Origin of the sequence: Flavicella sediminum (assembly GCF_006381105.1) — a bacterium.
In the GTDB taxonomy this organism is placed as follows: Bacteria; Bacteroidota; Bacteroidia; order Flavobacteriales; family Flavobacteriaceae; genus Flavicella; species Flavicella sediminum.
Genome location: NZ_VDET01000013.1, coordinates 1 through 12,942, shown reverse-complemented (window position 1 = coordinate 12,942; position 12,942 = coordinate 1). Strand labels below are relative to the sequence as shown.

The following is a 12,942-nucleotide window of genomic DNA, read 5'->3' as shown; positions in this document are numbered from 1 at the left end:
TATCATGTTTTTTAATTAATCTATACTAGAATTACTTGTAACCTCACTAAGTGGTATCGGAAGATAATCATGAAGTTCAGGAATGTAATTATTAGCCGTTAAATCATATTCAAAATCTACTTTTAGCTTAAAAGCTGCTGGCTCGGGTCCAGAAGCAATGGAACCACCACCACTTGATCCAGTTGTACCGTCGAGTTTGGTGAAACTATAATCAACACCATAATAAACTTCATTTGCCAATCTGTCAAAGTTAGCTTTGATTATTCCCCATCTGCGTAAATCTGTCCATCTTATAGAATGGCCTTCATTTGACAACTCTAGCGGCTTTTCAGTATACATTAAGTGATCCATTAAAGTTTGCTCAGTATAATTAACACCGTTGTAAGTGTGATTCGCATCTAGCGCTGCTCCTAATAATTCTAAGCCCCATCTACTTCTTAAAGTATTAATATCGGCTAGAGCATTTGTAATATCTCCTGTTTTTATAAAACATTCTGCTCGCATTAGATACACCTCAGCTAACCGATTAACTACTACGTTTTTACCCGAATTCCAACTCCCTTTAGGGTTTTTATTTTCATCTTCTAAGTGGTCATGGTTTAAATATTTTTTACAGTGTCCAAAACCCCATCCAGTAGCACCACTTTTCATTTTTTCACTCACATTGTAGTTTAAGTAAAAAAGCGTTTGTTCATCTTCAATAAGAGTTACCATTTGTGAAGCCCTTAATGGAACGTTTCGAAGTTTTTTACCTTCGATTGCATCTATATAGTAATTCCTGTCATCTAAAGGATCCATAGGCTCCGTTTTGTACTTATACTGAATCCATGCTGGCATTGTTGAATTATTGGCTCCTAATTGGTTTACAAGTCTGTTGGTTTGACTCAACTCATCCCACTGCCCTAGTTCAGGCCTATGCGTAACATTATAAGCTATTTCGAAAATAGATTCTTTATTAAATTCCCCAGCTTTTGTAAATAGTACATTTGGAGCAACCAAACCATAACCATAATCTGGATTATCAATTACATCATTAAATAAACTAAGTGCATTTGCATATTCTTCTTGATACAAATAACTTGTACCTAAAATAGTTGCGGCTGTACCTGAAGTAACACGACCAACATCACCTGCAGCAGCTTCATATTTGGCTGGTAAATTGTTATATGCATACTGTAAATCCTTCCTAAAAAACGCAATAACTTCACTTGACGGAGAAACGCTAGCATTAAAATCTTTCTGACTAGATGGAACACGGTCTCTGATGACCACATTTCCATTATTAAAGGATGTATGAAGATAAAAATGATATAAGCCTCTTAAAAATCGAGCTTGTCCCATTTGTAATGTCCATCTTTCCTCATCGACGGATCCTTCAAGATTTTCTAAAGCTGCAATAACTTGATTCGCTCTAAAGATACCTTGATAAAGTGCTTCCCATTTATTTTTTATCGAACTGTCACTTTCTGTATAAGTTTTAAAATAATAGGTTTTTCCCTGACCATTATCCGGAGTTGGGCGTCCATATCCAGGCCACCCCATATCGGCTCTCCATGATTCCTCTAGAAGGGAAAGCACATAATGGTTCAGCATTGTAGAATAGGTTGCATTTAATGTAGCCTCGGTATGATCTAAATTTTGCCAATAATTATCTGTGGCAATTAAATTCGGGTTCGATTCTGTCAAAAATTCCTCATCACATGCTGCTAAAGAAACTCCTAGAATGAAAATAAAAAAATATTTATATATGTATAATTTCATGATAGTTCTGTTAAAAGTTTAAGTTCAATCCAAATAAATATTGAGAGGTTACAGGGTAATTCCCTTTATCCAAACCTTTAGCACTAATCCCTCCACCTACTTCAGGATTATATCCTTCATAGTTTGTAAACGTTAAAAGATTTTGAGCCGTTGCATAAAACCTAAGTTTCGTCAATCCCATTTTTTCGATTGAGCTTTTTGGTAAACTATACCCCAAAGTGACATTTTTTAAACGCAAATAGTCGCCTTTTTCTAGCCATAAGTCTGTATACCCTTTAAAGTTTGGATGATTTTTCACATTCCCTCTAAAAGCAGGAATCGTTGTTGTAGGATTTGCTTCCGACCACGCATAGACTAAATCTTTGTGTCGTCCCCATCCATAGGCAGTAGCTTCAGCTCCATTCATGATTTCATGACCAAGTGCAGCATACCATTGCGTAGATAAATCAAAACCTTTGTAGTCTAAATTTAAATTAAACCCCAATTCATATTCAGGCAATCCACTTCCGCTATATTTTCTATCCGCATCTGAAATAAAGCCGCTCTCATCTGAATCTACATAAATAAGGTCTCCCATTTGTGCGTTCGGAGCGATCATTTGATATTCTGCTAATTTTTCAGCCGTATCTGCTATACCATTTGTTGGATAAAGGAAGAAGGCACCCGCTTCATAGCCTTCAGCTAAAACAGTCACTTGAGAACTACTTTTAGCCCCACTAATTAAACCAAAATCGTTGGTATATAGAAAACCTCCTTCTCCATTAATTTTAGTAATTTTATTATCATTTGTTGTAAAAGTTCCATTCATTCTGAACTTCAAGTCTCCAATCTTGTCTCTATAAGCAACGGCCATTTCCGCTCCCTTATTTGTCATATTACCAACATTTAGAACTACTTGAGAATTATTTCCTCCTCCAGCAGAACCAGGCAATACTATTGGAAATAACATGTCTTCATTTCGAATATCATATATATCAGCAGATACTGTTATTTTATTTCTTAACAAACCTAAATCCAATCCAAAGTTGGTCTCTTTTTTTGTTTCCCATTTTACAGATGCATTTGCAAATACGGTTTGTGCAGAACCTAAACTTAACACATCACTCCCTTCTCTTCCAAAAGAATAATCAATTCCACTAGTAATTCCGGCTGAAAATGAATAATCATTAAATCTATTATTCCCTAATGTTCCTCTGTTAATTCGAAGCTTAAAATTATTAACTACCGTTTTTAAGGGACTCCAAAATTCTTCATCAGAAACATTCCAAGCAATAGATATTGAAGGGAAAATTCCCCATTTTCTATTTTCTCCAAATTTTGAAGAACCATCTCTACGTATACTTGAACTTAAAAAATACCTTCCTTTATAATTGTATTGCACCCTACCTAATAAACCAATAATAGTACTTGTATAGTAGTTACCTGAACTTGCATCTGGATTTAAACTGGCATTGTCCAGAACTCTGATATCATTACTTAATACACCATATTTCTTTGCGGTAAACTCTTTTCCTAAATACGCTTCTCGTGTATAACCTCCTGTTAACGTAAGATTATGTTCATCTAGTTGTTTTTTAAAGGTTACAAAAGTTTCCCAAACGTTGGAAGATCTTTTAAGCGCTCTATTTTCAACAAAACTATTGGCCGAATTACTTAAAAGTTCTCCTGTTTGTGAGTTGATAACTGGCGTATAACCATTAAACTTATCTCTATAGTTGTTGCTTTCGTTAATACCAGCCCTAGATGAAATGTTTAGTCCTTCCAATAGTTCATAATTCACATTGAACGTTGCAAATGTTTTTGTTACAGATTCTATATCTGTATTATCGAAACTATCAATAACCCATCCAAGTCTGTTAGATTCATCACCTCCTAAACTTTCGATAGACGCATCATCATTAATGGCCAATCCTTGTTGCGTTGGAAAATATCGAATGGTTTGAGTAATCATTCCACCCGGAGCTCTCGATGTCTCTTCTTTGTTAAGCCCAACACTTGTACTAATATTCCATTTCCCTTGTTTATAGGTTGTGTTGGCTCTCGTACTGAATCTCTTAAAATCGGAATTAATTATGATCCCTTCTTTATTATACAAACTCGTAGAAACATTGTACTTAATGTCATTTGTCCCACCTGAAACATTTATGTTGTAATTTTGAAAAGCTGCATTGTCAATAAACACCAACTTTGATAGGTCCGTATTATTTTGAAATCCATTCGTACTTCTTGCAAGACCTAAAACACTCACATCATCGGTAGAATTTGAAGTATTTCTATTAGCAACTAAATTGAAATAAGTTTGTTCTTCCGAATTCATTAACGGAGTACCCGATGTTATGTCTTGAATACCATAAGTTGCATTTACACGAACCGCTAAAGAGCCTGATTTACCTTGTTTGGTTGTAATTAAGACAACACCTGAAGCCCCTCTTGTTCCGTAAATGGCAGCAGATGCCGCGTCTTTTAAAATATCGATTGATTGGATATCACTTGGAGGAATTCCAGGATCTCCCTCTTGTGGGATACCATCAACTACAAATAAAGGTGTACTTGAACCAGCAATAGAAGTAATACCTCTAATAAGAATTTCAGACTGACCACCAGGTTCAGCAGAACTAATGATGTTTACACCAGAAACCTGACCTTGAATAGCATTTCCGATATCCGAGGTAACAACATTCTCAATATCTTGACTTTTCACGCTAGATACAGCCCCTGTCAATTCCTTCTTTTTAACAGATCCATAACCAATAACCACAACCTCTTCAAGATCCTCTACCTTTGATTCCATGGTTAGATCAATTATTGAACGATCAACGACTATCGATCTTGACACCATACCAATGTATGTATAATCCAAAACGTCACCTGTATTTGCTTTTATGGAATATTTTCCATCAAAATCTGTAGTGGTTCCAATAGTGGTCCCTTTTATTAAAATCATTACGCCTGGAATTGGCTGATTATCCTGTTTACCAAAAATGACGCCTGTCACAGTCATTTTCTGAGCTTGAACAGTTGTATTGCCATAAAAAAATGCTAGAAACAGGATGAGCGTATAATTCCCAAGCCTTTTTTTTAAACTTATTATTTTTTTAGATTTCATTTTATTTAAGTATAATTTAGTTTTCAAACTAGAGACTTTTAGTTTTGTATTTTAAGTTCTGGTTTGTTTAAAATGGTTTTTCCGGACAATAGCACCTCCTAGCCAGAGGCTACAAATACGTCCGTATTTTTAATTGGTTTATTCATATTTATTTAATTTTAGTTAAACTCTAGATTATCCATATCCGCATCCTTCGATAAAATAGTTGGTGCATTGCCTGCATACACATTGTTTACGAACTCAATATTTTTTGAAGATTTGATGGTTATTGCAGATTTTTGGTTGTGTAATTTTGGAAATGTTGTTGAACTAGAAATCGTATTCCCTTTAAACAAAAGGCCATCCGTATTTGCTATTTCTACGATTAAATTGTCAAAATGCTTAAAATTATTATCACAGATTTTAATATTAGTAAAGGCTATGTTTTCATTGTCATCATCTGTCACAAAGCGAATTACTCCTCGATTATAACCACTGTGATTACAATCCTGAAAAGTATTTCCGACAATACTAATGTTTGCTCCGTTCCCTGATTCAAACCAATGACCACTTTCAACAGGAATCAATAAAGCTTCCATTTCTGTGCTGAAAAAATTATTCTTAATTACAGTTTTCTTTGGAGAGGATAAAAGGAGCCCTCGAGCTCTGTTGTTGCTAATGTTGCAATTTTCAATTAACACCTCTGGATACGCCGTTAAGTTTTCAATTAAATCTCCTGTTTTTAAGGTTTCTGGTAGTCCTTCATTAAATATTATGATTTGATAGCGACTATTAATTTTTTTAATTTCTTTAACGGTCAGGCTTTCATAATGAAAAAAGGAATTACTTAAACGGACCAAGCCAATTGAATCCTTAGGCTTACCTATTACAAATCCCTGCTGTTGATAGTGCCCCATTCTGACACCAATAGTATTTTTGTCTAAAATAGCTACAACTTCTTGATAGGTGCCATGAATATTAGAAGCATCATCTAATTGATTATTGAAAGTGCAGTTTTTAAGTTCAACTTTCCCTCTGCACCCTACAAAATGAGTGGCATCAGCTGTTGTTGATACCATTCTACCATTTGATGGAATTACATTTAGGTTGTCTAAAATTAAATCTGCTGAATTTTCTGCGATAACTCCCATACCCCCTGCGTGATGAATGGTAACATTTAGCGCATTAAAACCGTTTGTATTTGTTATTCGAATAGCTGGTGCTAATCGATTGTCATGTTGCTCTCCTTTGCAAGCAAGAATATTTCCTATTGCAGGAATTTTTTTCCCATGATTAAAAATTCTCACTAAACCGGGTTTTAACTCAACAACACGTAATCTATACTCTCTAGCAATCTTATTCTGAATAGGTGCAATTGGGTCTATTTTATATTTATAATCTATGACCTTTTTGTTTTCTTTACTTGGTAAGTAGTTGTAGTAGGTAAGTGGTGTATAACTTTCCGTATCAAATAAAATAGCTTTTCTTTCTTTATCATACAGTATGGCTTGACCTAAATTATGCTCATAATACTCTTTGATAAAGTACAGTTGCCCATTTCTAATTTCATATGGATACTCCTTCGATATTTGAAGATCAAATGTTTTGTTTTTTAAATCATTCGCCACAATTAATCCTTCGCTATGAAAAGGAACTTGCCAATCAATGGATACATTTTTGATGGTAATATTTTTTGAATTATCTATCAAAAATGGAATCATTTTTCCATGAAAAATAAAAGTAGATCCTTGTCCATCAATTGTTACATTATTAAAATCAAAAATTGGAAATGCTGTTTTTATGACGACATCATTATGATTTGATATATAGCAAAATTTTTCTAAGCCCCTTTCTGGATAAAAATGGTAAACGCCCTTCTGAAACTTTATAGAGGAAATTGGTTTTTTGTCAGACTCTAAAATTCTGGCTAATACTTTCGGTGTTGCGTCCTCAGCTATTTCCAAATTAAAAAAAACAGCTTCTGGTTCAGTTTTAGAAGATTTACAACTGACTAAAAACAGTAATATTGCAATTATTAAAAAGGAGGACTTTGTATAAATTTTTGGCATCTCGATGGCTATTTTAACTAGGAATATTTATGGTAAATTTCAAATATTCAATTATTGAAGAGGTATATATGCGTAAAAACTAGGAGCACGGCAGTAATAAAACCTACCAATTACCGATTTACCGCACTGTGAAAGATTTTCAGTTTACAACAAATAACACATTCAATTCAAAGCAAACTATTATGAATAGAATGTGCTATTTGAGGATGGTGCGACTGATTAATTAACAATCAATTTTTCAGTAGCAATTTTTCCATTCGATTCAATCTTTACAAAATAAAGTCCTTTAGGTAAACTTTTTGTAGAAATAGTTTGCTTGTCGTTAGCATATTGAAGAGACATTACTTGAACTCCTAAAGAATTAAATAACCTTACCAAGCTATTTTTTGGAGCTGCAATGTTTACATAATCATTTGAAGGATTTGGATAAATTTTATAAGCATCTAAACTCAAAGATTCATTTCCTGCTACTGCGGCTGACGTCAAGGTAACATCATCCACATATACATTTCCTGTTAAACCAGATTCGGGAAAACTAAAAAACTGTATGGCAAACCACCTACCTGTATCATCAGCAGTTACATTAAAAGATTCTGTTAAGGTATGCCATGTATTAGGAGCCAACTCATTAATTGTAAATGGAATATTCTTAAATGCGCTAGCAGTACCATTATAGGCGAAGTTTAAAGTTGTAGGAACATTTCCTGTTATATAAACTTTAATACTCAATTCGTAATCACCTGCTAAAACATCAAATAATCCATCAGAAAGTCCAGAATTTCTCCAAGTTTGAAGTTTAGGTACATTCGTATTTCCATCAATTGCAGCTTTCATACTATTTGTACCACTCACTGCTTGTTCTGTAGAGGTTGTAAATCCAGCATTTTGAGTCCAGTTTTCAGCAGCACCGTTTTCAAATCCGTAGGCGGTAGTATCAAAACCTGTAACTTGGGCGTTAGATTCTATAAAGGAAGAAAATAATACTGCCACTACTAAAATTGCTTTAGGTAAATTTGATTTCATAATTATTATTTTTAAAATTAGTTATGAAACAAATCAAGCAATTAAGCTACGAAACGAGGATTACATGAATAAAAAGGAAGATTCTATTAGTATATTTTACACAAATACAAGCATTTAACGATGCATTATGAATATGTTTTTTTTATCTCATTAGCATACATTCCTGGTGTAATATTGTACTTTTCTTTAAATAATTTTGTGAAATGTGGTCTACTTTTAAAGCCTGTCCTAATTGCAACTTCTTTTACAGACAACCCTCCTTCTGCTAATAATTCTGCACCTTTTTTTAGGCGATATATTTTTAAAAGCTCAAACGGGGTATGATTTGTCAAAGACTTGACTTTTTGGTAAAAATGTGTCCTATTGATATATAAAGCTCTTGCAAACTGATCTAAATCCAATTCTTGGTTGTCAAGATTTTCAGCCATCAAGACATACAACTTTTCCAAAAACTCATTATCGTTACTGTTTTCTTTATTCCCTTGCTTCGTTAACGGAATTCCTATCCTATATCGCTCACGGAGTTGTTTTCTATTTAACAATAAACCTTCTGTTCTAGTTATCAAATGAACAGCTTCAAAAGGTTTGTTAATATACGCATCAGCGCCATCCTTTAATCCTTGTATTCTTTCTTCACTTGATGTACATGCGGTTAACAGTATTACCGGTATATGGCTTGTTTTAATATCTGATTTTATTCTTTTACACAACTCTAAACCATTAAGCTCTGGCATTAATAAATCACTTATCACAACTTCTGGCCATTCTTCATCCAAAGCATCTAAACACTCTTGACCATTTCTAAAGGTTTTAACATTGAAATGTTTAGACAATATTCCTGATACAAATATTCTCATTTCCATATGATCTTCAACATAAAAAATGGTAGAATTTCTAAATTCTTGATTAACCTCTAAGTCGGCAACAGCTTCTTCAATTACAAAATTATTGGTATCCTTCTTTCTTTCGGAATCAATTATTAATTCTACATCTATTACTGCCTTATTTATATTGCTTTCAGTAACAATTGGTAATTCTATAAAAAGTTTGGTACCTAAATTTAATTTGCTTTCTACATGAATACGACCATGATGCATTTCTACCAGTCTTTTTGAAAATGCCAAACCAATACCGGTACCTCCTGAATAAATACTTTCTTTATTTTTTGACTGATAAAAACGCTCAAAAACATGTGATAAATCTTCCTCATGAATTCCCTTACCTGTATCACTTACTTCTACATATAAGTTATTATCAATTTTCCTATACTCAACTTTAATAGTATCTTTAGGTTTCGTGAATTTTAGGGCATTATTTAATAGATTATTCAATATTTTTTCTAGTTTATCTTTATCGGCTGAAACAAATATTTCGGTACCGCTTTTAACAACTTCCAATGTTTTTCCATCGTTTTTGGCCATAAACCTAAAATCGATTGTAATTTTATTGATAAATTCATCAAATGAAAATTCAGTATAGTTCAATTTCAATAAATCTGCATCTGATTTTTGAAAATCAAAGACCTGTTCAAGTAGCTGAGATATTTTTTTTGATTGTCTCTTTATCAATTCAATGTTTTGTTTAGCATCAAAATCAACCTTATATCTTTCATACAGAAGACTTATAGGTACATTAATAAGTGTTAGTGGCGTTTTAATTTCATGAGAAATATTGGAGAAAAAACGAAGCTTTGCTTCATTTATATCTTTAACATTGTCTTTTTCCATTTGTTCTATTTCCAAAGAATGCCGTAACGATTGTATTTTTAAAACGACTACAAAACCTATACAAACCGATAAACAGAGTAACAATATATACCCAAATATTGCCCAATTAGTTTTCCAAAATGGAGGGCTAATACGAATTTTTAACATTTTAGGCTTTGACCAATTTTTCAATGAATTAGACACCTTTGCGCTAAGCTCATATTTACCAGGTTGCAGTCCATTAAATGAAATTTTTCTTTGATCCGAAGCTACTGTAATCCAATCATCATTTATAGGTGATAATTTATATTTTATGTAATGATTTTCTGGTGCTGAATAATGCAATGAATTTAATTCAATGGAAAAAACATCTTCAAAATATTTCAATTCAATTTCTTTGGTTTCTTCTAGACGTTTATTTAGTAAAACTCTATTATTAATAGTATCATTAGGGTAAATAGTTTTATTAAAAATTTCCAGTGCCCCGAATTCAAATTTGGGTATTTTTTTGTCATCTATTAATTCATCAGCTTTGAAATAACAAAAACTATTCATTCCTGAAAATAAAAAATTTCCGTTTTTTAATGCGACCGCAGAAGTATTAAAATCTTCAAAAGGCAAGCCTTCATTTTTAGAGTACTTTTTAAAACTTAAATCCTTCCTATTAAACTTGTTCAATCCAATATTTGTTGAAACCCATAAATTGTTTTCTTTGTCAAACAAAATATCTTTAACAACATTGTTAGACAAGCCTTGTTCTTCAGAAAAAGTTACAAAACTAGGCGCTGTATCACTATGATTAACCTTACATATACCACCACCTTCTGTACCAATCCACATTTCTTTATTTGGTAACTTTACAATAGATGTGACAAAATTACTCGAGATGGAAAATTTATCTTTAGCATCTGCAACATATTGATTCACTTTGCATTTCTCTAACGAATCATCATCGTTTACATTTACACAAAACAAGCCTTGCCTATCTGTTCCTACCCAAATTTTATCTAGAGCAGCATCATAATACATACATCGAATTAATGCTATTTTAGTATCCTTAAAATAACTATTATTGTTTAGAACCTCAACATCTTTTATTTGATCAAATTCATCAAATTTAATCTTGTATACGCCGCTAAAATCGCCAATCCATAAATTCCCTTTTTTATCTTTTAAGATACAACGTGGTGATTTATCTTTTCCAAGTGAAGGAACCAAATCTGAGTACAAATTATCTATTAGCTTATTATTCTTACTTATTCTATTGAGTCCTTTAATTACAGAGACTTTCATCCATGTATTTTTATCTGAATCAACAAAAACAGTCCCTCCATCACTCAAATAATCTCTTGTATGCTTAAAGGGTAGTTTTTCAAAATTTCCGTTTCTTGTATTAAACAGTGAAAAACCACCTCTATTAGTCGATAAATAAACACGATCCTTGTCTAGCTCAGCTAAAGAGATAACTTCATTAGAACCAATTCCATATTGGTAATTCATACTTGTGTTATAACTCTTAAACGGATTTTTTTGCAGCTTAAACCTATACACTCCTTTATTATAAGTCCCTACTAAACACTCATTATTATTGGTAACCGTTAGGCTACTGGTTCTTATTAAACCAGATTTTTCTCTAAAAAATGATTTCTTAACAGTATTATTAGTTATCAGCTTATCGACATTGTCTAAATGTATGATACCGTCATTACTAGTTCCAAACCAAACATTTCTATATTTATCAATTGTAATACTGTTGATACCTTCATCAGCTAGTTTTCTAGCTATGAACTTAAACTTAAAACCTTCATTTGTTACATTAAAATCAACAATTCCTAATCCATATTTTAATGAGATCAATAAAGTATCATCATCCGATTTACAAATCGTGTTAGAGTAGGCTATTTCTTCTTCTAATACTCTATTAAACTTATTAGTATCCGTATTTAAAACAAGTAAACCAATTGATGTAGCCAGCAAACATCTAGAATCATCTAGCAACAGTCCATCAAAATAATCAATTTTATTTTCAAATTCAGTATCCAAAGACAAATGCCTTAACAACTTGTAATTTCTATCAAAAATTAAAACTCCATTTCCTTCTGTAGTACAAATAATTTCATTCCTATGTTTGTTTTCAAGTATTTTTCGAACAATAGGCCCAGTAACAATCTTGTTTTCTGAATTAAAGGAATAAATGTTTTTAAATTTTTCTGAAGAGTAATCAAATACTGAAATTCCATTATCGGTTCCAATCCAAATATCACCTTGACTATCCTCCATAATTTCTCTAATCCTATTACTTGTTATAATTTTTTTATGAACAAGATTTTTATAGATTTTAAAATCATATCCGTTATATCTATTCAAACCATCATAGGTTCCAAACCATATATAACCTCTTGAATCTTCAAGTATAGATGTTATTCCATTATGTGCTAAACCATCAGAAATTGTAAGTTGTTGATAATACTCTAATTTGGTTTCTTGTGAAGTAATTTGAATTGGAAATAACAAAGACAATAATAGCCACTTGAACATATTAATTAATTTTTAACACGCAAGATAAAACTTATATTGAACAATTTAATTTGACATTCCTTTTTTAATTTATAAAAAATCGACTAACTTATCTAATGCAATCTTGAGAACCTCCACTAAAATAAAGCTCCTTTCTTATAAGATGAAAGACCTAAAAATAAAGCACAAAAAAAGCCTCAAGTAAAACTTGAGGCTTTTTTATAATTTTGTTTTGTTTACAAAGCTGAAACATGTTTTGTCAACTTAGATTGTAAGTTACTAGCTTTGCTTTTATGAATAATATTATTCTTAGCTAACTTGTGTAACATAGCAACTACAGCAGGAAGTTTCTCTTCCGCTTCTTTCTTTTCAGTCAAAGCTTTCAAACTTCTAACAGCATTTCTTGTAGTCTTATGCTGGTATTTGTTTCTCAACTGCTTTTCGCGGTCACTTCTAATTCTTTTTAATGCTGACTTGTGATTTGCCATAACTTAAATATTTTTAAAAACTTAATTTTTTGTAGTCCGTAGGGGAATCGAACCCCTGTTACATGGATGAAAACCATGCGTCCTAACCCCTAGACGAACGGACCAGTATTACTGCTTTTTTAAAGCGAGGCAAAAATACAAACTTTATTCAATCTAACAAATTTATTTACCATAAAAATAAAATTATTTTTAACTCTAAAAATGGATAAGGTGTAAAAGTTGGGTTTTAGTTTAGAATATTGTTAATGTGTATGATTATTTTCATTCAACTATTGCAAATGGACAACTTACTT

The 12,942-nt window shown here is 32.3% G+C and carries 6 protein-coding genes and 1 tRNA gene; all 7 read right to left on the bottom strand.

Annotated features, from left to right (window positions below):
- Positions 1 to 15 precede the first annotated feature (15 nt).
- The 7 genes from FGM02_RS11845 to FGM02_RS11815 all read right to left on the bottom strand — a co-directional run bounded on the left by FGM02_RS11845 (position 16) and on the right by FGM02_RS11815 (position 12,753).
- Positions 16 to 1,761 (bottom strand): RagB/SusD family nutrient uptake outer membrane protein, encoded by a 1,746-nt coding sequence (locus FGM02_RS11845; protein ID WP_139958591.1) that lies wholly within the window; start codon positions 1,759 to 1,761, stop codon positions 16 to 18.
- Positions 1,762 to 1,771: 10 nt separating this feature from the next.
- The gene (locus FGM02_RS11840) at positions 1,772 to 4,867 is read right to left on the bottom strand and encodes a SusC/RagA family TonB-linked outer membrane protein (protein ID WP_243739394.1); all 3,096 of its coding nucleotides are present in this window, start codon (positions 4,865 to 4,867) and stop codon (positions 1,772 to 1,774) included.
- Positions 4,868 to 5,025: 158 nt separating this feature from the next.
- Positions 5,026 to 6,915, bottom strand: a complete 1,890-nt coding sequence (locus FGM02_RS11835) for an alpha-1,3-galactosidase-related protein (protein ID WP_139958590.1) — start codon at positions 6,913 to 6,915, stop codon at positions 5,026 to 5,028.
- A gap of 219 nt (positions 6,916 to 7,134) precedes the next feature.
- Complete coding sequence (locus FGM02_RS11830) at positions 7,135 to 7,938, bottom strand: T9SS type A sorting domain-containing protein (protein ID WP_139958589.1); 804 nt, start codon at positions 7,936 to 7,938, stop codon at positions 7,135 to 7,137.
- Positions 7,939 to 8,063: 125 nt separating this feature from the next.
- Complete coding sequence (locus FGM02_RS11825; RefSeq protein ID WP_139958588.1) at positions 8,064 to 12,182, bottom strand: hybrid sensor histidine kinase/response regulator transcription factor; 4,119 nt, start codon at positions 12,180 to 12,182, stop codon at positions 8,064 to 8,066.
- Positions 12,183 to 12,397: 215 nt separating this feature from the next.
- A complete protein-coding gene (gene rpsT / locus FGM02_RS11820; protein ID WP_139958587.1) occupies positions 12,398 to 12,649 on the bottom strand; it encodes a 30S ribosomal protein S20 in 252 nt (83 codons plus the stop codon).
- Between the two features lie 32 nt (positions 12,650 to 12,681).
- Positions 12,682 to 12,753: transfer RNA gene (locus FGM02_RS11815), tRNA-Glu, on the bottom strand.
- Between the last annotated feature and the right edge of the window lie 189 nt (positions 12,754 to 12,942).

Coding starts and splice junctions, on each gene's coding strand:
- FGM02_RS11825 (WP_139958588.1), bottom strand. CDS start 12,182: ATGTTCAAGTGGCTATTATTGTCTTTGTTATTTCCAATTCAAATTACT.
- FGM02_RS11835 (WP_139958590.1), bottom strand. CDS start 6,915: ATGCCAAAAATTTATACAAAGTCCTCCTTTTTAATAATTGCAATATTA.
- FGM02_RS11840 (WP_243739394.1), bottom strand. CDS start 4,867: ATGAAATCTAAAAAAATAATAAGTTTAAAAAAAAGGCTTGGGAATTAT.
- FGM02_RS11830 (WP_139958589.1), bottom strand. CDS start 7,938: ATGAAATCAAATTTACCTAAAGCAATTTTAGTAGTGGCAGTATTATTT.
- rpsT (WP_139958587.1), bottom strand. CDS start 12,649: ATGGCAAATCACAAGTCAGCATTAAAAAGAATTAGAAGTGACCGCGAA.
- FGM02_RS11845 (WP_139958591.1), bottom strand. CDS start 1,761: ATGAAATTATACATATATAAATATTTTTTTATTTTCATTCTAGGAGTT.